We start from the raw sequence: 20,524 nt of genomic DNA on the forward strand, positions 1-20,524 counted from the left end.
AGATGCAGCAGCCATTGGAACAGGCCGTCGCCGAGACGATCTTGCAGCGCTTCGAGTCGTTTTACAGCCGGTTTCTCGAGATCACCCAGGGCAGCAAGAGCCGCTTCGAGCACGGCGACTGGCTGGGGGTGCAGCTCGCCGGACGCGAGCGTATCCGTCTCTATGACCATCATGTCGGTGCCACCACGGCCCTGATCAAGCAGATGATGGGGGAGCAGCTGCCGAGCCAGGCGCTGCTCAAGCAGGTGAAGGGGGCCTTCAGCGATCTGCTGCCCCGCTGTGACAACTTCGAGGTGGCGGAGTCTTTCTTCAACTCCGTCTACCGCCGCATCTTCCGCCATCGCAACATCCGCGACGAGAACCTCTACATACACCCGTTTCGCAGCCGGGGGGATCACCCCGATCTGAGCGCACTGCTGCGAGTCTATCGCACCGACCTCGCCCATCTGCCGCAGACCCTGAGCCGACTGCTGGGGGATTACAGCTTCACCCTGCCCTTTGAGGACAAGCAGCGGGACATCGTCGACATCCACCGTCATCTGGCCGAGAACGGCCCGGGCATTCTGCACGATGAGCCGTTCGCCATCGAGCTGCTCAAGGAGGTGTTCTACCGTAACAAGGGCGCCTATCTGGTGGGGCTTATCCGGGTAAAGGGCGAGGTACACCCCTTCATCCTGCCGCTGCTCAGCACCGGCCAGAGCATCTATGTGGATACCGTCATCTTCGAGCCGGAGCTCGCCTCCATCGTGTTCGGCTTCGCCCGCGCCTACTTCATGGTCTATGCCCCGGTGCCGGCGCTGTTCGTGCTGTTCCTGCGCCAGATCATGCCCCGCAAGCCCGATTACGAGATCTACAACGCCATTGGCTGCCAGAAACACGGCAAGACCGAGCTCTACCGCCACTATCAGCAGCACCTGGCCCAGAGCCGGGAGCAGTTCGTCATCGCCCCCGGCATCAAGGGGATGGTGATGAGCGTGTTCACCCTCCCCTCCTACGATGTGGTGTTCAAGGTGATCAAAGACGAGTTCACCCCTCCCAAAGATGTGAGCCACGAGCAGGTGAAGGCGAAGTACCGGCTGGTGAAACAGCACGATCGGGTGGGCCGCATGGCCGATACCCAGGAGTTCACCAACTTCGAGTTTCCCCTCGAGCGGATCTCCCCCGAGCTCTTGGCCGAGCTCAAGACGGTAGCCCCCTCTGCGCTCACCCTCACCGCCGACAAGCTGGTCATCAAGCACCTCTACACAGAGCGCAAGATGATCCCGCTCAACCTCTATCTGGACAGGGCGGACGAGCAGCAGACCCGGCTTGCGCTGGAGGAGTACGGCAACGCCATCAAGCAGCTGGCGGCGGCCAACATCTTCCCCGGCGACATGCTGTTCAAGAACTTCGGCGTGACCCGCCACGGTCGGGTGGTGTTCTACGACTACGACGAGATCTGCTATATGACGGAGTGCAACTTCCGCCAGATCCCGCCGCCGCGCTATCCCGAGGACGAGTGGAGCGCCGAGCCCTGGTACTCGGTCGCCCCCAACGACATCTTCCCCGAGGAATTCGCCACCTTCCTGCTGCAAAAGCCCCAGGTGCGAACGATCATGATGCAGGTGCACAAGGAGCTGTTCGATGCCAGCTACTGGAAGATGCTGCAGGGCAACATCAAGGAGGGGGTGTTCGAGGATGTCTATCCCTACCGGCGCAAGAAACGCTTCCGGTTTCAGCGGGGGGGATGAGACGCCCCATAGCTCAGATACCCAGCAAAAAGGGACGCCGCGACGTCCCTTTTTGCTCCGGGCCCAGCGGCTCGGCTACGACAGTCTCTGACGAGACTCTCTCTTACTTAGTGGCCGGCAGGGCATCGAAGGTGAGCAGGGCCGTCTTGTTGGCATCGCTCAACACCAGTTGCTGACCGGAGATCCGATAGGTCGCGACCTTCTCCAGCGCCTGCAGGTAGTTCGCCTCCTTGCCCGCCAGATCCCCGGCACACATCATGCGGGTCGCGCCCATGGCCCCCAGCGTCAGAACGCCGTCGCCCTGCTGGGTGATGCCGCCAAAGTAGCGGTTGCAGCCGCCCTTGCCTGCCACCTTGTCACCCGCGACCTGCAGGGTGAAGGTGTCACCGCTCGCCCCCTGCAGTTGCCAGGTCGATGCTTGCAGTTGAGCCAGATTGGAACTCGCAGTCATGGCGCAGCCTCCCAAAGCCAGCGCGGCCAGCAGGGTCAGTTTCTTGTTCATGAGTTCACCTCTTGATGGAGAAAATAGTGAAGACGCAGAGTGATGGGGGCCTGTGTATCATGAGTCGGAAGCGGATTAAAACTCTTTTATTGTGATGCGGGTTGCCTTTACTACCTGCTGGCATGTGCCATGCTTAGGGTCCTGTTCCGGACCCAGGGAGGGGAAAAGAATGGTCAAGTCTCTCATCATCGCACTCGCATCAGGCCTCGCATTTTCGGCCCAGGCGGCCGACTGGAGTTTTCTCCAGACCGAATCGGACAGCCAGCTCTACGTGAAGAGTTATTCCGGCGTGCTGCTCGGCAATCAGACTCATCACGGCGACAATTTCGACCTCTGGCTCATCAACACCGGCTACCAATACCCGGTGCAGGATGATGTCACCCTCTACATGGAAGCCGGGCCCGCCGTCGGCACCCGCAGCGATCAGGCCGGCTTCAATATCAGCTCAGGGGTGCGCTACCAGCTCTCCCCCTCGCTGAACATCGGCAGCCAGCTCAAGCAGTTGGAGGTGAGCAACCCCAGCACCCTGGTGGAGCTCAACAGCAGCCTGCTGCTGACACCACAACTGGCCATCACCGCCAACTACGGCGTCAGCGCCTTCAGCACGGAGCAATTTCTCACCCTGGGGGTTGGCTTCAACTTCTGAACCTTCAGATGAGCCGGGCACCACTGATCAGCACGCCGTTGAGATCGGCGTAGACATAGTCACCCGGCGCTATGGTCACCCCGGCAAAAGAGAGCACGGCATCCAGCTCACCCTGCCCCAGCTTCTCGGTCTTGACCGGACAGGCCGCCAACGCCTTGACGCCCAGCGCCAGCGTCGCCAGGGTGCCCACATCCCGCACCGCGCCATAGATCAGGATCCCCTCCCAACCCTGCTCCACCGCCTTGATGGCCAGCTGATCCCCGAGCAGTGCCCGGCGCAGGGAGCCGCCCCCATCGATCACCATCACCTTGCCCCGGCCGGGCTGCGCCACCAGTTCCCGCACCAGGCTGTTATCCTCGAAACAGGAGAGGGTGACCGCCTGGCCATGAAACAGCGGCTTGCCGCCATAGTCGTGGAACAGCGGCTCGGCCACCTGCACGGCATCGCCGTGTTGATCGCAAAGGTCGGGTAGTAAGTCCAGCATCGTCAGCGTCCTTCCATGGAGTGAGTCCGCTCATTCTTTCATCATGTCGGGTCCCTGACAATCCAGCAGGAGGTCAGTCTGCCCAGATGGTGTGGCTCCCCCTTCATCAACACGGGGATCAGCCAGAGCGCTCCCCCCTCGACCCAGTAACAGGCATTCTGGCCGAAACGACTGGCCAGCCGGACGGCGTCGGCGCGGGGCATCTGTAACAATAACGACGCTTCCTGCCAACTTTCGTCCAGGGAGCTGCCCCACACAGGCCCCATGACGAGCAGGTCGGGGGCGTCGTCGATGAGCCGCAACAGGGCAAGATGACGACGAGAGTTGCGACGCATTCCTACCCATCTGCTGGCCGGATTCCAGGCCGTGACGATGGCATAGGCGGGCCAGGAGGACGGCTCGAACGGGGCAAAAAAACAGACTTTTCTGTAGTTTTCCCACAAAATCATGTCAATCACATGTTACATCCCATTACATTCCATAGGGGCGAAAAAGCGGGCCAGCCCAAGTATCATGCAGCGAACTCAGGGTTTGACTTATATCAAGCCAGAGTTAAAAAGTTGCTATCTGACGGCAAAGAGTGTTGTTATGCGCCTGTTAACTGATAAAATGCAGCAACTTTTGTAATGGACTACCTTTCAGGGCTTCGCTCGTTCAGGCTTGTTGAGACCCCATGTGTGGCACAAGGATGTTTGCCAACATCGATACCAAATTCGCGATGATTCGACCTGATATTCATACCCAGGATGACGTAATAAATTTTCAGGACCGGTCGAATAACGCCAAAGAGTGTTAAAATTTCGAAAATTAACTGATAAGAATCTGGGAATACTCATGCAAACACCACACATTCTGATCGTCGAAGACGAACTGGTCACCCGCAACACTCTGAAAAGCATCTTCGAGGCCGAAGGCTACATCGTGCTCGAGGCCAACAATGGCGACGAGATGCATCAAGCCCTGACCACCCACACCATCAATCTGGTGATCATGGACATCAACCTGCCGGGCAAGAACGGCCTGTTGCTGGCCCGTGAGCTGCGCGAAGATGACAACATCGCCCTGATGTTCCTGACCGGTCGTGACAATGAGGTGGACAAGATCCTGGGTCTGGAGATCGGCGCCGATGATTACATCACCAAGCCGTTCAACCCTCGTGAGCTGACCATCCGTGCTCGCAACCTGCTGAGCCGCACCATGAACGTCACCGCCGGTGGTGAAGAGAAGAAGCTGGTTGAGCGTTACCTGTTCAACGGCTGGGCACTGGACATCAACAGCCGCGCACTGGTCAGCCCGGCTGGGGACATGTTCAAGCTGCCCCGTTCAGAATTCCGCGCCATGCTGCACTTCTGCGAGAACCCGGGCCAGATCCAGACCCGTGCCGAGTTGCTCAAGAAGATGACAGGCCGCGAGCTGAAGCCCCACGATCGTACCGTCGATGTCACCATCCGCCGCATTCGCAAGCACTTCGAGAGCGTGGGTGACACCCCGGAAATCATCGCCACCATCCATGGCGAAGGCTACCGCTTCTGCGGTGAGCTGGAGCAGGAATAAGCCTGACCGGCAGAGTGTGGAGTGAGAGGCGCCATTGGCGCCTCTTCTGTTTCCGGCAGCCAGCGCCTGCTTGGCGTGGAAAAACAAAAAGCCCACTCGATTGAGTGGGCTTTTTGTTTGATATCTGGAGCGGGCAGCGGGAATCGAACCCGCATCATCAGCTTGGAAGGCTGAGGTAATAGCCATTATACGATGCCCGCAAGGCTCAGAAACTACTGTCGATATTCGGGGAGTTGATCAGCGTCTGGGGTAGCGTGCGAGGCAGAGGCAATAACGAGACGGGTCGTCTACCGGATATCGGAATGTGGAGCGGGTGATGGGAATCGAACCCACGTATGCAGCTTGGGAAGCTACCGTTCTACCATTGAACTACACCCGCGTCAGTGGCCTCTACTATATGCATTTTGCCGGCGAGCGCAATCACCGCCGTCCTGTTTTTTGCCATAAATCAAGCTGTTCGGCCAACTAATGAGCATGCAGCTGCTTTTTCAATCAATCATCTTCACGCCGCCGGATCTGCGAGGTTGCCAAGCCATGGGGGCGACGATAGTCTTGCGCCACTCGACCGAGGAGGGTGGTAATGGACAAGAACACGCAGAAACATCTCTATGGCTGGTTGCGCAAACAATCGAGCCATGGCCGACGCTGGATCGGCCTCTCCATCGGCTTTGGCCTGGGTCAGGGCATGCTGATGGTCGCCCAGGCCTGGTTGCTGGCCACCCTGCTCCATGGCTTCATCATCGAAGGCACCACGCCAGAACAGTCCATCCCCCTCTTCATTAGCCTGCTGCTGGTGACTGCGGCCAAGGCCGGGCTGGCCTATGGCCGCGAAGTTGCCAGCTTCAAGGCGGGCAGCGCGGTGCGCCAGGCCATCCGCGAGCTGGTGCTCACCCGCCTCGGCCGGCTCGGTCCGGCCTACATCCAGCGCCGCCCCGCCGGCAGCTGGGCCAGCCTGCTGCTGGAGCAGATCGAAGACATGCAGGAGTTCTTCTCCCGCTATCTGCCGCAGATGGCCGTCGCCGTGTTCATTCCCCTGGTGATCCTGGTGGCCGTGTTCCCGGTCAACTGGGCCGCCGGCATCATACTGCTCGGCACCGCCCCCCTGATCCCGCTCTTCATGATCCTGGTGGGGGTCGGCGCCGCCGATGCGAACCGCCGCAACTTCCAGTCGCTGGCGCGGCTCTCCGGTCACTTCCTCGATCGCCTGAAGGGATTGCGCACCCTGCAACTCTTCCTGCGCACCCAGGCCGAGGGTGAGGCCATTCGCGACGCCTCGGAAGATTTTCGGGAGCGCACCATGGAGGTGCTGCGGCTCGCCTTCCTCAGCACCGCCGTGCTGGAGTTCTTCGCCGCCATCGCGGTGGCGCTGGTGGCGGTCTATTTCGGCTTCTCCTACATAGATCACCTGAACTTCGGCAACTATGGCGTCAAAGTTACCCTCTTTACCGGCCTGTTCGTGCTGTTTCTCGCCCCCGAGTTCTACGCCCCGCTGCGTGAACTCGGCGCCCACTATCACGCCAAGGCGCAAGCCATAGGTGCCGCCGAACAGCTGCTGGAGTTTCTGGAGGCCGAGGTCAGCGAACCCGCCTCTGGTCATGCTCCCTTCCAGGCCGATGGCCCCATCAGGGTAGAGGCCCGCGCCCTGGAGGTGCTGAGCGCCGAGGGCAAGGTGCTGGTCGGCCCGCTCGACTTCCAGCTGACGCCCGGTTCACGCACGGCCCTGGTCGGCATCAGCGGCGCGGGCAAGAGCTCGCTGGTCAACGCCCTGCTCGGCTTCGCCCCCTATCGCGGCGAGCTGAAGGTCAACGGGCAGGAGCTCGCCGAGCTGGATATGAGCCAGTGGCGCCTGCAACTGGGCTGGCTATCCCAGAACCCGCAACTGTTCCACGCCAGCCTCCGTGACAACCTGCTGCTGGCCAGGCCTTCCGCAAGCGACGCCGAGTTGGAAGCGGCCCTGAAACGGGCCCAGGCCTGGGAGTTTGCCAGCGAGAAGGGGTTCGACTATCAGGTCGGCGATCAGGCCGGCGGCCTCTCGGTCGGCCAGGCCCAGCGCCTCGCCCTGGCCCGCACCCTGCTCAAATCCACCCAGCTGATGGTGCTGGATGAACCCACCGCCAGCCTGGACCGCCACTCCGAGCGCGCCATCATGAGTACCCTCGAGCAGGCGAGCGCAGGCCAGACCCTGCTGATGATCACCCACCGCCTCGATCAGCTCAGCCAGATGGACAACATCCTGGTGCTGGAACGCGGCCAGCTGGTGGAGCAAGGCCATTTCTCCCAACTCAGCCAGGCCCGTGGGCCCTTCGCCCGGCTGCTGTCCCACCGTTCAGGGGATTCTCTCGATGACTGATCTACTGCCGTTCCTGCGCCTCTACCGCCAGCACTGGCTCAGCCTCTCGCTGGGTCTGCTACTGGCCTTCGTCACCCTGGTGGCCGGCATGGGGCTGCTGTCCCTCTCCGGCTGGTTCCTCTCCGCCGCCGCCGTGGCCGGGCTGGCCGTCGCCAGCCGCGACACCTTCAACTACATGACCCCGGCCGGCGGGGTGCGCTTCTTCTCCATCGTGCGCACCGCCAGCCGCTGGGGCGAGCGGGTGGTGAGCCACGATGCCACCTTCCGGGTGCTGACCCGGCTGCGAGTCTGGTTCTGGCAGAAACTCTCGCCGCTCTCCACCGGCACCCTGGCCGGCTTTCGCCAGGCGGACCTGCTCAACCGGCTGGTGGCCGACATCGACGCCATGGATCATGTCTACCTGCGCCTCATCACCCCCATAGGGGCGGCCCTGCTCAGCTGTGCCGGGCTGGTATTCTTCCTCTCCTTCTTCGACAGCCGCCTGGCGCTGATCCTGGGGGCCATACTGCTGCTCGGCATGATTGCCCTGCCGCTGGTGTTCTACTTCGCCGGGCGCAAGCCGGGCCAGGCGCTGATCGCCGAGAAATCCAGCCTGCGCACCCGGCTGGTGGACTATCTGGACGGCCAGGCCGAGCTGCAGATGTTTGCCGCCGCCCCCAAGGCGCTCGCCGAGCTGCAACAGGCCGAGCAGGCCCTGATCCGCGCCCAGGCCCGCATGGCCAGGGTGAGCGGCCTGGCCAATGCCAGCGTCCAGCTGCTGAGCGGCTGGACCCTGACCCTGATGCTGTGGCTGGCCGGTCATGGCGTCGGGGGCGCGATGCCGGATCCCATCACGGCGCTGATGGTGTTCGCCACCCTGGCGAGCTTCGAGGCGCTGCTGCCGCTGGCGGGGGCCTTCCAGCACCTCTCCACCAGCCTCACCTCGGCCCGTCGTCTCAACGAGATCCTGCAAGATGCCAAGGCCCCCGAGTGGGGGGATGAACAACAGCATGCCCGCGAGGGCGCCCTGCAGATCCGCGACCTCCATTTCACCTACCCCGGCCATGACCAGCCCGTGCTGCGGGGCTGCTCCTTAGAGCTGCAGGCTGGCGAGAAGCTGGCGCTGCTGGGCCAGACCGGCTGCGGCAAGTCCACCCTGATGGGGCTGCTGACCCGCGAGTGGGAGATGCAGGCGGGGGAGATCCTGCTGGATGGCAGGCCGCTCACGACTTATGGGGAAGGGGCGCTGCGCACCTCCTGCTCGGTGGTGAGCCAGCGGGTGCACCTGTTTGCCGCCACCCTGCGGGACAACCTCAAGCTGGCCGCCCCGGCCGCCAGCGATGAGCGGCTTGTCGAGGTATTGGACCTGGTAGGGCTCGCCACCCTGCTGGAAGATAAGGCGGGTCTCGATGCCTGGCTGGGGGATGGCGGGCGGCCCCTCTCCGGCGGCGAGCGCCGCCGCATCGGCATTGCCCGCGCCCTGTTGCACGATGCGCCGCTCTGGCTGCTGGATGAGCCGACCGAGGGGCTCGACAGCCAGACCGAGCGCGAGATCATGGCCCTGCTGTTCAAGCTCGGCGCCGAGCGCTCCCTGCTGCTCATCTCCCACCGCCTGCTGGGGCTGGAGCAGATGGACAGGATAGCCCTGATGGAAGAGGGACAGATCCGCCTCTGTGCCCCTCACGCAGAGCTGCTGGCCGACGACTACTACCGCAGTCTCCATCAACGGTTGGCACCGGTCTGATCCGCCGTTATCAGGCCTAAATAAAGGAACAGGGGCGGATCCACCGATGCGCCTCTCACTCTTCCAGGAGTTGCTGGCCGACGACGACTACCGCAGTCTCCATCAGCGGCTGGCGCCGGTCTGATCCCCGTCATGCCCCCTCCCTATGGCTAAAAATGGGGCTGGTCCCGGGCAGCGACTGGCCCCTATAATGGCCCCCTCACTGTTCAACAAGAAGCCGACATGAAACGCCTGACTCTACTGCTGCCCCTCATCGCCTCTGGCTGCGCCGATTTCTCCTTCAACAGCAATCTGGACAAGGAAAACTTCGACGAGTATTTCAAGCCGGGCGGCGTCCAGATCTATGAGCAGGGTCAGCTTGCCGACCTCAACTACCTCTACCTCGGCACCGTCGAGGGGGAATCCTGCCAGATCGATGCCAATCAGCCGGTGCCCAATGCCGGTGAGGCCCGTACCCTGGCTCGCCGCCGCGTGGCGGACATGGGTGGCAACGGCGTCAGCTTCGACAAGTGCGCCGAGTTCAGCGATGTGCCGGGCTGCCTGAAGCAGGTGATCTGTTACGGCCAGGCGCTGAAAGTCGCCGAAGTGAAGTAAGCTACCGCCATGGCACTGGCCATAGTTCGACTCGGCAGCCCCCGTCTGCCGGACGAGGGTCTGCGCATCGGCACCGTGCGCCGCCCGCCCCGTGGCGTCCCAAAAGCTAAGTTTGCCAGCCAGGATTGGTACGATGTCTGGTTCCCGAACCTGGCTCCCAGTAGCGACACCATGAAGCTGGGTCAGGCCGCCGAGACGCCAGCTCAGTGGACCGCCTTCTGCCGGCAGTACAAGGCCGAGATGGCCAGTCCCTCTGCCCGCCACGATCTGGCGTTGCTGGCTGCCCTCTCCCACCACACCAACCTGTCGCTGGGCTGTTATTGCGAGCAGGAGTCCCGCTGCCATCGCGCCATCCTCAGGGAATTGCTAGTCGGCTGCGGTGCCACCCTGCGCTGAGCCGCCGATAGACAGAGAGGGCGTCCCATGGGACGCCCTCTCTGCTTTTACCCTGCTGCCTGATGCTTACCGGTTCACACGACGCTCTGCGTCGAGAGCCGCCGCCGCAAGGCCCGCTCCTCCCCGGCACTGAGCCCGGTCTGCGCCTCATCGACGACCCCGGTCGCCAACCAGTCGGCGAGATCCGCCACCGTCTCCTCCAGCGGCCGGAAGTTGAGCCCCTGCACTATGGCGGCCTCGGCACTGATGCGGCCATAGCCGGCATATTCGGCCAACTCGTTGGGCAATAGCGTGGGGTAGCTCTGCCAGGGCTCGATGCCGGCGGCCAGCAAGGCGGGCCAGGGCACCCACTCAAGCTGCAGCGGTTCGCGCGGGGCCAGCCGGGCGGCGAGGCGCGCTACCCAGTCCGCCAGTTCAATGCCGGGTTTGAGCAGGTTGAAGCAGCCCCCCAGCTGCTGCTCGGCGGCCCGCAGCACGAATTCGGCGCAGTCCCGCACATCCAGATATTGCAGCCGATCCTGACCCGTGCCCGGCAACAGCCAGAGCCCTCCTCGCTGCACCCGCTTCACCCACCAGGCCAGGCGAGCCGTGGGATCCTGGGGGCCGCACAGCACGCCGGGGCGCAGGATGCAGAGCCGCTCCCCCCAGCGGGCGCGATATTCGGCCTCGCACAGCACCTTCAGCGGACCGTAGTCGGTGACTGACTCGTCGGTGGCCACCTCGTGCAGCGGTGCCGACTCATCCATCCCCTCCTGAGCGAAGTCGCGATAGACGCTGATGGTGGAGATGAAGATCAGCCGCTCGCAGCGCCCCAGCAAGGTCCTGGACAGGCTGGCCGCCTGCTCGGGCCGGTAGCAGCAGGTGTCGATGGCCAGATCCCAATGCAGCCCTTCCGCCTGCAGCGCACCGAGCTGCTGATCCCTGTCTCCCTGCAGCAGGGTCAGCTCGCGCCAGTCGGGATGCTGGCGATGGCCGCGATTGAACAGCGTCACCTCGTGGCCCCAATCCAGCGCCAGCGAGCTGAGATAGCGGCCCAGAAACCCGGTGCCGCCGATGATAAGCAGTTTCATCCATGTCCCCTTGTTCGGTACGAACTGACAGTCTCTGCGACAGCCCCTATTTCATACCGATATACCCCCTGTCCGGCGCAAACCAGCCGTCTGCGCGACAGCCCGCATTTCATGCCGATATGCTTCCTGCCCCCACCCTACGCAAGTTGGCGCCGGGGCACAGCCCCCGGCGGGCCGGGATGGGAGCAAGATCACGGCGACAGGAGGGAAACCGGCATCGGGCGGCTATGCCTGCGTTTTCGGGTCGGCTGTGCTAAATTGCCGGGGTTTTTTAGCCGCGGATCCGCCATGAAGTTCGAAATCGACACCCTCGGGATCATCCACTCTCCCTACAAGGAGAAGTTCGCCATCCCCCGCCAGCCCGGTCTGGTCAAGTCCATCCGGGCCCGCCTCGAGCTGCTGCCCCCCTACGATCAGCCGGACGTGCTGCGCGGCATCGAGCAGTTCTCCCACCTCTGGCTCAGTTTCGTGTTTCACCAGACCATGGGGCAGGGCTGGCACCCGACGGTACGTCCGCCACGCCTGGGCGGCAATGAGCGGGTCGGGGTCTTTGCCACCCGCTCCACCTTCCGCCCCAATCCGCTGGGCCTGTCGGTGGTCGAGCTGCACGGCATCGGCCGCGAGCGGGGCAAGCTGTGGCTGGAGCTGGGGGCGGTCGATCTGCTCGATGGCACCCCAATCGTCGATATCAAGCCCTACATTCCCTATGCCGACAGCCTGCCGGAGGCCCGTGGCGGCTTCGCCCCCGAGGCCCCGACCCCGCCGCTGGCGGTGAGCTTCAGCGCCGAGGCGGAGCAGCAGCTAGCCCGACTCGCCTCCCGCCACCCCGAGCTGCGCCAGCTGGTGAGCGAGGTGCTGGCCCAGGATCCGCGCCCCGCCTACAAGAAAGGCAAGCCGGATGAGAAGCTGTACGGGGTCAGGCTGTTCGATCTCAACGTGCGCTTTCAGATCCAGGAGCCCCACTGCCTGGTGTCGGCCATAGATCCCGTCTGAGCACCGCTGAGATCACACCCATAAAAAAAACCACCCGCCGGGTGGTTTTTGCATGTTACGCCTGTGCCTGCCAGATCAGAGGCGCTGCAGCAGCAGACTGCCGATGGAGTAGCCGGCGCCGAAGGAGCAGAGCACGCCACGGGCACCGCTCGGCAGGTCCTGGTTGAACAGGTGGAAGGCGATGATGGAGCCCGCCGAGCTGGTGTTACCGTAGCTGTCCAGGATCACCGGTGCCTCCTGCTGGCTGGCATCGTGCCCCAGCAGCTTGCGGCCGATGAACTGGTTCATGGTGAGGTTGGCCTGATGCAGCCAGAGCCGGCTCAGGGCATCCGCCCCCCAGCCCTGCTCGCCGAGCTGGCGCTCTATCTGCTCGCACACCAGCGGCAACACCTCCTTGAACACCTTGCGCCCCTGCTGGCGGAACAGCTTGTCATCGCCGTAGCGGGTGCGTGGGCTGAACCGGTTGAGGAAGCCGAAGTTGTTGCGGATGTTGTTGGAATACTGGGTCGTCAGCTTGCTGGCCAATAGTTGCCAGGCCCCTGCCACCTTGCAATCCGCCTCCCGCTCCAGCAGCACGGCGGTGCAGGCGTCACCAAAGATAAAGTGGCTATCTCGATCCCTGAAATTGAGATGGCCGGAGCAGATCTCCGGGCTCACCACCAGCGCCAGCCGGGCCGTGCCAGCCGCCAGCAGATCCGCCGCCGTCTTGATGCCGAAGGTGGCGGACGAGCAGGCCACGTTCATGTCAAAGGCCATGCCACCGGCCCCCAGGTAGTGCTGCAGTTCGATGGAGAGCGCCGGATAGGGGCGCGGCATGTTGGAGGCGGCGACGATCACCAGATCTATCTCGGCGGGTTCGCGACCGGCGGCGATCAGCGCCTGCTCGGCGGCGGCCACCGCCATCTCCACCATGATGGAGGGCTTGTCGTCCGCCCGCTCCGCCAGCAGCGGCTGCATGATGTCGGGATCCAGCACCCCCTCCTTGCTCACCAGGTAACGGCTCTTGATGCCGGAGGCCTTCTCGATGAATTCGCAGCTGGAGTGCTGCTTGGCCGCCAGCTGACCGGCGTCGATGGCCGAGGCGTTCTCCTCGTTGTAGAGATCCACATACTGGTTGAAGGCGGCCACCAGCTCTTCGTTGCTGACGGCAAAGGGCGGGGTATAGAGGCCTGAGCCACTGATCACGATAGAAGTCATCTTTGCTCCTGGCCGGGTGCGATCCCGGCTTGTCTGTTTTGTAGGGTAAGAGTCATAGCTGATCGATCGCCGCGGCGAGACCGGCCAGGGTCAGCGGGTGCATGCGCCCGCCAATCAATTCATTCATCAACTTGATGGAAGGGTGCCAGAGCCACTCCCGCCTGGGAATGGGGTTGATCCATGCCAGCCTGGGATAGTGCTGCTGCAGGCGGGCTAGCCACACCTGACCCGCCTCCTCGTTCCAGTACTCGACGCTGCCACCCGGCCAGCTGATCTCGTAGGGGCCCATCTTGGCGTCCCCCACCAGGATCACCCTGTAGTCGCTGCCGTAGGTGCGCAGCAGGCGCAGGGTGTCGAATCGCTCCTCGACCCGGCGATTGTTGTCTTGCCAGACGAAGTCGTAGAGGCAGTTGTGAAAATAGAAGAACTCCAGGTGCTTGAACTCGTGGCGCAGGGCCGAGAACAGCCGCTGTACCTCGGCCACGTGGGCATCCATGGAGCCCCCGACATCGAAGAAGACCAGCAGCTTGATGCCATTGCGGCGCTCGGGCCTCAGCTTCACATCGAGCCAGCCCTGGCGGGCGGTGCTCTGGATGGTGTCATCGAGATCCAGCTCGTCCGGGCTGCCCTTGCGCACCCAGCGCCTCAGCTTGCGCAGCGCCAGCTGGATGGCGCGCTGGCCCAGGGGGGAGTCATCGTCGCTGAAGTTGCGATAGTGGCGCGCCTCCCACACCTTGGCCGCCTTGCCCTGTCGCCCCTCTCCCCCCATGCTGACCCCTTCCGGGTGAAAGCCGCCGTGACCGAAGGGGCTGCTGCCCCCCGTGCCCACCCACTTGTTGCCGCCGGCGTGGCGCTCTTTTTGCTCCGCCAGCCGCTGGTTGAGGGTCTCCAGCAGCTTGTCGAGCCCGCCGAGGGATTGCAGCAGTGCCTTCTCTTCCGGACTCAGCAGCCGCTCGAACTCCTGGCGCAGCCACTCATCCGGCAGGGTCTCCGGCAACAGGGGGTTGGCCTGCAGGCCGTCGTAATACTCGGCGAAGGCGCGATCGAAGCGATCGAAGTGGGCCTCGTCCTTGACCAGCAGGCAGCGAGACAACAAGTAAAACTCATCCATGTCGAGGCAGGCGAGCCGGGCCGCCAGGGCCTGGTGCAGATCCAGCAATTCGCGCAGCGAACAGGGCAGCTTGTGGCGCCGCAGATGGGTGAAGAAATCGATCAGCATTCAGCGACCGCGCCGCGCCAGGAAGGCCAGCTTCTCGAACAGGTGCAGATCCTGTTCGGTCTTGAGCAGGGCGCCATACAACGCAGGCACCAGCTTGCCCGGCTCGCGGGTGCACATCGCCTCGGGGGAGATGCCATCGGCCAGCAGCAGCCGGATCCAGTCCAGCAGCTCTGAGGTGGATGGCTTCTTGCGCAGCCCCTCCACCTCCCGAAGCTCGAAGAACAGCGCCATCGCCTCGTCCAGCAGCTCTTCTTTCAGTCCGGGATAGTGCAGCTGGACTATGGCCTGCATCTCGGCCTTGTCGGGGAAGCGGATGTAATGAAAGAAGCAGCGGCGCAGGAAGGCATCCGGCAGCTCTTTTTCGTTGTTGGAGGTGATGATGACCACGGGGCGTTGGCGGGCCTTGACCCGCTCGCCGGTCTCGTAGACGTCGAACTCCATCCGATCCAGCTCCAGCAGCAGATCGTTGGGGAACTCGATGTCGGCCTTGTCGATTTCGTCGATGAGCAGCACAGGCCGCTGATCGGCCGCGAACGCCTGCCACAACTTGCCACGGCGAATGTAGTGATTGATGTCCTCCACCCGAGGATCGCCGAGCTGGGAGTCCCGCAGCCGCGCCACCGCATCGTATTCATAGAGCCCCTGCTGGGCCTTGGTGGTGGACTTGATGTGCCAGGCGATGAGATCAGCGCCAAGCGATTCGGCAACCGCCTCGGCCAGCACCGTCTTGCCGGTGCCGGGTTCCCCCTTAATCAGCAGCGGTTTCTCCAGCAAGATGGCGGCATTGACTGCCATACTCAACGCCTCTGAGGCGAGGTAGCGATCGCTTCCTGCAAATCCCATAACGTCCATTCCTTTGGCGGCGGGAGACCCGAGCAAGGCCTCGGTAAGAAAGAATAAGTTCTATATGTTGTAATAACATATTGTTATAACGATTCGTCACTTCTCATTCAGAAACCACAGGGTAATCTTGTTTCATCGCCTTAACAAACACAGGGATAGCACCATGAGCAAAATTTTTGAGGACAACAGCCAGACCATAGGCAACACCCCACTGGTTCGTCTCAATCGTGTTACCAAGGGCCGCGTGCTGGCCAAGATAGAGAGCCGCAACCCCAGCTTCAGCGTCAAGTGTCGGATCGGCTCCAACCTCATCTGGGATGCCGAGAAACGCGGCGTGCTGACCAAGGGCAAGGAGATCATCGAGCCCACCAGCGGTAACACGGGCATTGCTCTGGCATTCGTGGCCGCGGCCCGTGGCTATCCCATCACCCTGACCATGCCGGCCACCATGAGCCTGGAGCGCCGCAAGCTGCTCAAGGCGCTGGGCGCCAACCTGGTGCTGACCGAAGGTCCGCTCGGCATGAAGGGCGCCATCGCCAAAGCCAACGAGATCCTCGAATCCGAGCCGGGCAAGTATGTGTTGCTGCAACAGTTCGAAAACCCCGCCAACCCCGAGATCCACGAGCTGACCACAGGCCCCGAGATCTGGGACGCCACCGACGGTGACGTCGATGTGTTCGTGGCCGGTGTCGGTACCGGCGGCACCATCACAGGCGTCTCCCGCTTCTTCAAGCAGACCAAGGGCAAAGCCATCATCTCGGTCGCGGTCGAACCCTCCGAGTCCCCCGTCATCAGCCAGAAGCTGGCCGGTGAAGAGATCAAGCCTGGCCCGCACAAGATCCAGGGCATAGGTGCCGGTTTCATACCGGGAAACCTGGATCTTAGCCTGCTGGACAGAGTCGAACAGGTGAGCAGCGAGGAGTCCATCGAGATGGCTCGCCGCCTGATGGAAGAAGAAGGCATTCTGGCGGGGATCAGCTCGGGGGCCGCCGTGGTGGCCGCCGCTCGTCTGGCCGAGCTGCCGGAGTTCGAGGGCAAGACCATAGTGGTCGTGCTGCCAAGCGCCGCCGAGCGTTACCTCTCCAGCGCCCTGTTCGCCGGCGTATTCAGCGAGCAGGAATTGCAGCAGTAATTGATCGTCTTACATCAAAACAACGGCGCTCTTCGGAGCGCCGTTTTCTTTATGAGCTAAACTCAGTAGTCGACAGTGTCAGTCGGCCCCTTATTTTTTGGGGTAAAATAACAAATTTGGATGTGACAAAAAAAGCAGACATTCTGCGATAAATCTCATATCCTGTGCCGCGTCACGAGGTGTTTGCTGGTTAAGTATCACAAGGTAACAAAATGTTATTTTTCGTTATAAATTAATTTCAAGCCAGTCATGGCGCGGCTTGTAGCCCGATAACGAAAAGACTTGGTCAGGACGCCGAATACTGCACAGAAAATTGACCTGGATTAAACCATTGCGGGTCTGATTTCGTTACTTTACAACATATCCATACTGACACGGTGAGACAGGAAGCCTCATAAGCGTCCATCTCTCCACACAATATCAATAATATGGGGTGAAACCATGTACGAGAAGTCTGTTGTTATTACTGCTGAAAACGGCCTGCACACCCGTCCTGCAGCTCAGTTCGTGAAAGAAGCTAAAGAATTCCAAAGCGAGATCACTGTGGTCTCCGGTGGCAAATCCGCCAGCGCCAAGAGCCTGTTCAAGCTGCAGACCCTGGGCCTGACCAAAGGCACCAACGTGACCATCCAGGCCGACGGCCCGGACGCTCAGAAAGCCGTTGAGAAGCTGGTTGCCCTGATGGACGAGCTGGAGTAATCCAGCTTTATTCCTCCCCCACAGTCGTTTTAATAGGAAGGATTATGATATCTGGCATTCTTGCGTCCCCCGGTATCGCATTCGGTAAGGCGCTTCTTCTGAAAGAAGATGAAATCGTTATCAATCAGGGCAAGATCTCTGTTGACCAGATTGACGCCGAGATCAACCGCTTCCTCGAAGCCCGCACCAAGTCAGCCGCACAGCTGGAAGCCATCAAAGAGATGGCAGGTCGCACCTTCGGTGAGGAAAAAGAGGCCATCTTCGAAGGCCACATCATGCTGCTCGAAGATGAGGAGCTGGAAGGGGATATCAGATCCTTCATCAAAGACAACAAGGCTTCCGCCGACAAAGCCATCTATGAGGTGATCGAGCAGTACGCCAAGATGATGGCCGAGCTGGATGACCCCTATCTGCGTGAGCGCGCCACCGACTTCCGTGACATCGGAACCCGTCTGGTGAAGAACGTGCTGGGCATCGCCGTTGTCAACCTGAGCACCATCGACGAAGAGGTCATCCTGGTCGCCAAAGACCTGACTCCGTCCGAAACCGCTCAGATCAACCTGAAATACGTGCTGGGTTTTGTCACCGACATCGGTGGCCGTACCTCTCACACCTCCATCATGGCCCGCTCCCTGGAGCTGCCGGCCATCGTGGGCACCAACGACATCACCGCGCGCGTCAACAATGGCGAGATGCTGATACTGGATGGGATCAACAACCAGATCATCATCAACCCGACTGCCGAGCAGCTGGCTGAGGCCAAGAAATTCCAGGCCCAGTTCCAGGCCGAGAAAGACGAGCTGGCCAAGTTGAAAGATCTGCCCGCCATCACCCTCGATGGTCATCAGGTCGAAGTGTGCGCCAACATCGGTACCGTCAAGGATACCGAGGGTGCCATCCGTAATGGCGCCGAAGGCGTGGGTCTGTACCGTACCGAGTTCCTGTTCATGGACCGCGATGCGCTGCCGACCGAAGACGAGCAGTTCAAGGCCTACAAAGAAGTGGCAGCGGCCATGCCGGATCAGCCGATCATCGTCCGCACCATGGACATCGGCGGCGACAAAGAACTGCCTTACATGAATTTCCCGAAAGAGATGAACCCCTTCCTGGGCTGGCGTGCCGTGCGCATTTTCTTCGATCGCGAAGACATCATGCACGCCCAACTGAAGGCCATTCTGCGTGCCTCTGCCTTTGGCAAACTGCGCATCATGTTCCCGATGATCATCTCCGTCGAAGAGTTCCGCAGCCTCAAGGCGACCGTGGAGCAGCTGAAGGCTGAACTGCGTGCCGACGGCAAAGCCTTTGATGAATCCATCGAAGTGGGTATCATGATCGAGACACCGGCTGCTGCCGTGATGGCTCATCATCTGGCCAAGGAAGTGGATTTCTTCAGTATCGGTACCAACGACCTGACCCAGTACACCCTGGCCGTCGATCGTGGTAACGAGATGATTTCCGCCATGTACAACCCGCTGTCACCCTCCGTCCTGACCCTGATCAAGATGGTAATCGACGCTTCCCATGACAATGGCAAGTGGACCGGTATGTGCGGTGAACTGGCTGGTGACGAACGCGCCACCCTGCTGCTGCTGGGTATGGGTCTGGATGAGTTCTCCATGAGCGCCATCTCTGTACCGCGTATCAAGAAGCTTATCCGTAACACCAACTTCGAAGATGTGAAGGCAATGGCAGACCAGGCTCTGAGCTATGCGACCGCCGCCGAAATCGAAGCCTGTGTAGATAACTTTATTAAGCAGAAGGCAGTCTGCTAAGATCGGCTGCAAACAGCGACAATCATCTCTAGGAGCTTTACTATGGGTCTGTTTGATAAACTGAAGAAACTGGTTTCCGATGACAGCTCTGACACCGGCGGCATCGAAATCTTTGCCCCCCTGTCAGGGGAAATCGTACCGATCGAAGACGTGCCTGACGTTGTCTTCGCCGAGAAGATCGTCGGTGACGGCATCGCCATCAAGCCGGCTGGCAACAAGATGGTTGCGCCGTGCGACGGCACCATCGGCAAGATCTTCGAGACCAACCACGCGTTCTCTCTGGAATCCGACTCTGGTATCGAGCTGTTCGTTCACTTCGGTATCGACACCGTCGAGCTGAAAGGCGAAGGCTTCACCCGTATCGCTCAGGAAGGTCAGAAGGTCAAGCGCGGTGATACCATCATCGAGTTCGATCTGGCCGTTCTGGAAGCGAAAGCCAAGTCTACCCTGACGCCTGTGGTCATCTCCAACATGGATGAGATAAAAGAGCTGATCAAGATGACTGGCGCCGTGACCGTGGGCGAGACTCCGGTGATCCGCATCAAGAAATAATGCGCCGCTGGCCTGTGCCAGCTGCCGCAACGAAAAACCGAAGCCCTGGGCTTCGGTTTTTTTATGGGCCAGGATCCGTTGACGACGGCCCCCCCTCGCCCATCGCCAACCGGCCGCCCAGCGCCTCGGTCCGATACCGAGTCACAACCCTAACCTGCCTCCAACCCCTGATCCACACCATGCGGAGTCACAGGGCTGCCCGTCACGAGGGCCCATGATCCAGCGGCATGGCCCCCGGCATCGGCTGAGCCATGCAATCCGAACAGACCCCCCCATCACCGGGTCCTCATCTCACGACCCTCACAGGCAGGGTAGTCAGCCGTATCACCCCACGTCGACAAGTCTCCCATCAGTCACCCTTGGGAAGTGGGATGAAGTGTCAGAAAGTTATCGAGATCAAGGTTTTGGCAAGCAAGCCTTGTAACATGGTGACGATCAAGACCGGGTTTAGATGCAGGAAGCTAGCCCGGTGTGACAGAAACAGAGCCTGACGCAATGAGCGCCCGAGTAGGAGATGAGCATGTTGAAGAATACGGAACGACGTTATGGCAGTCTGAGCATCGGGCTGCACTGGCTGACCCTGCTGTTGATGATCGCCGTCTACAGCCTGATGGAGTTCAGGGACATCTTCCCCAAGGGCTCCGTCGGCCGCGATGCCATGAAGGAGTGGCACTTCATGCTGGGTCTACTGATCCTGGCACTGGTCGTGGTGCGCCTGCTGGTGCGCTTCAGCAGCCCGTCACCACGTATCGAGCCCGCCCTCTCTCCCCTGATGCTCAGGCTGGCCCAGCTCGCCCATCTGGCACTGTACGGCTTTCTGCTGCTCACCCCGCTGCTGGGCTGGCTGCTCTTGAGCGCGGGTGGCAAGCCCATCCCCTTCTTCGGAGCCGAGTTGCCCGCCCTGATGGCGCCGGATGATGGCCTGAAGGGGACCATCAAGGAGCTGCACGAGACGCTGGCCAACATCGGCTATGCCCTGATCGCCCTGCATGCTGCCGCGGCCCTCTATCACCACCATGTGCTCAAGGACAACACCCTGACCAATATGCTGCCAGAGAAGAGATAATC

General features: G+C 61.4%; 20 protein-coding genes and 2 tRNA genes. 13 read left to right on the top strand and 9 right to left on the bottom strand.

Annotation, left to right across the window (positions count from 1 at the left end; genetic code table 11):
- Positions 1-2 precede the first annotated feature (2 nt).
- On the top strand, positions 3-1,730 hold the full coding sequence (gene aceK / locus KW825_RS07830; protein WP_218328854.1) for a bifunctional isocitrate dehydrogenase kinase/phosphatase: 1,728 nt from the start codon (positions 3-5) through the stop codon (positions 1,728-1,730).
- Between the two features lie 103 nt (positions 1,731-1,833).
- Here aceK and KW825_RS07835 read toward each other — a convergent pair whose 3' ends face one another.
- A complete protein-coding gene (locus KW825_RS07835; protein WP_218328855.1) occupies positions 1,834-2,232 on the bottom strand; it encodes an META domain-containing protein in 399 nt (132 codons plus the stop codon).
- Positions 2,233-2,401: 169 nt separating this feature from the next.
- Here KW825_RS07835 and KW825_RS07840 point away from each other — a divergent pair, with 169 nt between their 5' ends.
- The gene (locus KW825_RS07840) at positions 2,402-2,878 is read left to right on the top strand and encodes a hypothetical protein (protein ID WP_218328856.1); all 477 of its coding nucleotides are present in this window, start codon (positions 2,402-2,404) and stop codon (positions 2,876-2,878) included.
- 4 nt (positions 2,879-2,882) lie between these two features.
- Here the strand turns inward: KW825_RS07840 and KW825_RS07845 are convergent, their stop codons facing one another.
- Positions 2,883-3,362 (bottom strand): putative 4-hydroxy-4-methyl-2-oxoglutarate aldolase, encoded by a 480-nt coding sequence (locus tag KW825_RS07845; protein ID WP_218328857.1) that lies wholly within the window; start codon positions 3,360-3,362, stop codon positions 2,883-2,885.
- A gap of 41 nt (positions 3,363-3,403) precedes the next feature.
- Positions 3,404-3,820 carry a DUF3293 domain-containing protein gene (locus tag KW825_RS07850; RefSeq protein ID WP_218328858.1) on the bottom strand — a complete coding sequence of 139 codons (417 nt, stop codon included), beginning with the start codon at positions 3,818-3,820 and terminating at the stop codon, positions 3,404-3,406.
- Between the two features lie 376 nt (positions 3,821-4,196).
- Here KW825_RS07850 and arcA point away from each other — a divergent pair, with 376 nt between their 5' ends.
- Positions 4,197-4,916, top strand: coding sequence for a two-component system response regulator ArcA (arcA, locus tag KW825_RS07855; protein WP_033130442.1), 720 nt, complete (start codon positions 4,197-4,199; stop codon positions 4,914-4,916).
- A 125-nt stretch (positions 4,917-5,041) separates the two neighbouring features.
- Here arcA and KW825_RS07860 read toward each other — a convergent pair.
- Positions 5,042-5,116: transfer RNA gene (locus KW825_RS07860), tRNA-Gly, on the bottom strand.
- 105 nt (positions 5,117-5,221) lie between these two features.
- A tRNA-Gly gene (locus KW825_RS07865) sits at positions 5,222-5,295 on the bottom strand.
- Between the two features lie 201 nt (positions 5,296-5,496).
- Between KW825_RS07865 and cydD the strand changes: the two genes are divergently transcribed.
- The 4 genes from cydD to KW825_RS07885 all read left to right on the top strand — a co-directional run bounded on the left by cydD (position 5,497) and on the right by KW825_RS07885 (position 9,979).
- Positions 5,497-7,266 (top strand): cysteine/glutathione ABC transporter permease/ATP-binding protein CydD, encoded by a 1,770-nt coding sequence (gene cydD, locus KW825_RS07870; RefSeq protein ID WP_218328859.1) that lies wholly within the window; start codon positions 5,497-5,499, stop codon positions 7,264-7,266.
- The gene (cydC, locus tag KW825_RS07875) at positions 7,259-8,989 is read left to right on the top strand and encodes a cysteine/glutathione ABC transporter ATP-binding protein/permease CydC (RefSeq protein ID WP_218328860.1); all 1,731 of its coding nucleotides are present in this window, start codon (positions 7,259-7,261) and stop codon (positions 8,987-8,989) included. The genes cydD and cydC overlap by 8 nt, the downstream gene beginning before the upstream one ends.
- A gap of 222 nt (positions 8,990-9,211) precedes the next feature.
- The gene (gene rcsF / locus KW825_RS07880) at positions 9,212-9,583 is read left to right on the top strand and encodes an Rcs stress response system protein RcsF (protein WP_042653916.1); all 372 of its coding nucleotides are present in this window, start codon (positions 9,212-9,214) and stop codon (positions 9,581-9,583) included.
- A 9-nt stretch (positions 9,584-9,592) separates the two neighbouring features.
- Positions 9,593-9,979 (top strand): DUF488 domain-containing protein, encoded by a 387-nt coding sequence (locus KW825_RS07885; RefSeq protein WP_218328861.1) that lies wholly within the window; start codon positions 9,593-9,595, stop codon positions 9,977-9,979.
- Between the two features lie 74 nt (positions 9,980-10,053).
- Here KW825_RS07885 and KW825_RS07890 read toward each other — a convergent pair whose 3' ends face one another.
- Positions 10,054-11,049 (bottom strand): NAD-dependent epimerase/dehydratase family protein, encoded by a 996-nt coding sequence (locus KW825_RS07890; RefSeq protein WP_218328862.1) that lies wholly within the window; start codon positions 11,047-11,049, stop codon positions 10,054-10,056.
- Positions 11,050-11,337: 288 nt separating this feature from the next.
- On the opposite strand from KW825_RS07890, the gene tsaA reads away from it, so the two are divergent.
- The gene (tsaA, locus tag KW825_RS07895) at positions 11,338-12,042 is read left to right on the top strand and encodes a tRNA (N6-threonylcarbamoyladenosine(37)-N6)-methyltransferase TrmO (protein ID WP_218328863.1); all 705 of its coding nucleotides are present in this window, start codon (positions 11,338-11,340) and stop codon (positions 12,040-12,042) included.
- Positions 12,043-12,117: 75 nt separating this feature from the next.
- On the opposite strand, the gene KW825_RS07900 is transcribed toward tsaA, so the two are convergent.
- The 3 genes from KW825_RS07900 to KW825_RS07910 are packed head-to-tail and all read right to left on the bottom strand — an operon-like array spanning position 12,118 to position 15,301.
- Positions 12,118-13,239 carry a beta-ketoacyl-ACP synthase III gene (locus KW825_RS07900; protein ID WP_218328864.1) on the bottom strand — a complete coding sequence of 374 codons (1,122 nt, stop codon included), beginning with the start codon at positions 13,237-13,239 and terminating at the stop codon, positions 12,118-12,120.
- Positions 13,240-13,291: 52 nt separating this feature from the next.
- Positions 13,292-14,458, bottom strand: coding sequence for a VWA domain-containing protein (locus tag KW825_RS07905; protein ID WP_218328865.1), 1,167 nt, complete (start codon positions 14,456-14,458; stop codon positions 13,292-13,294).
- Positions 14,459-15,301, bottom strand: a complete 843-nt coding sequence (locus KW825_RS07910) for a MoxR family ATPase (RefSeq protein WP_218328866.1) — start codon at positions 15,299-15,301, stop codon at positions 14,459-14,461. It lies immediately after the preceding gene.
- A 163-nt stretch (positions 15,302-15,464) separates the two neighbouring features.
- Between KW825_RS07910 and cysK the strand changes: the two genes are divergently transcribed.
- The 5 genes from cysK (at position 15,465) to KW825_RS07935 (ending at position 20,522) form a co-directional block, all read left to right on the top strand.
- Positions 15,465-16,433 carry a cysteine synthase A gene (gene cysK / locus KW825_RS07915; protein ID WP_042653923.1) on the top strand — a complete coding sequence of 323 codons (969 nt, stop codon included), beginning with the start codon at positions 15,465-15,467 and terminating at the stop codon, positions 16,431-16,433.
- 441 nt (positions 16,434-16,874) lie between these two features.
- Positions 16,875-17,132 carry an HPr family phosphocarrier protein gene (locus tag KW825_RS07920; RefSeq protein WP_005303128.1) on the top strand — a complete coding sequence of 86 codons (258 nt, stop codon included), beginning with the start codon at positions 16,875-16,877 and terminating at the stop codon, positions 17,130-17,132.
- Positions 17,133-17,176: 44 nt separating this feature from the next.
- On the top strand, positions 17,177-18,904 hold the full coding sequence (gene ptsI / locus KW825_RS07925; RefSeq protein WP_042653924.1) for a phosphoenolpyruvate-protein phosphotransferase PtsI: 1,728 nt from the start codon (positions 17,177-17,179) through the stop codon (positions 18,902-18,904).
- A gap of 42 nt (positions 18,905-18,946) precedes the next feature.
- Complete coding sequence (gene crr, locus KW825_RS07930) at positions 18,947-19,456, top strand: PTS glucose transporter subunit IIA (RefSeq protein WP_005325875.1); 510 nt, start codon at positions 18,947-18,949, stop codon at positions 19,454-19,456.
- Positions 19,457-19,976: 520 nt separating this feature from the next.
- Positions 19,977-20,522 (top strand): cytochrome b, encoded by a 546-nt coding sequence (locus KW825_RS07935; RefSeq protein ID WP_218328867.1) that lies wholly within the window; start codon positions 19,977-19,979, stop codon positions 20,520-20,522.
- The last annotated feature ends 2 nt before the right edge of the window (positions 20,523-20,524 follow it).

The organism is Aeromonas sp. sif2433 (assembly GCF_019218705.1).
In the GTDB taxonomy this organism is placed as follows: domain Bacteria; phylum Pseudomonadota; class Gammaproteobacteria; order Enterobacterales; family Aeromonadaceae; genus Aeromonas; species Aeromonas encheleia.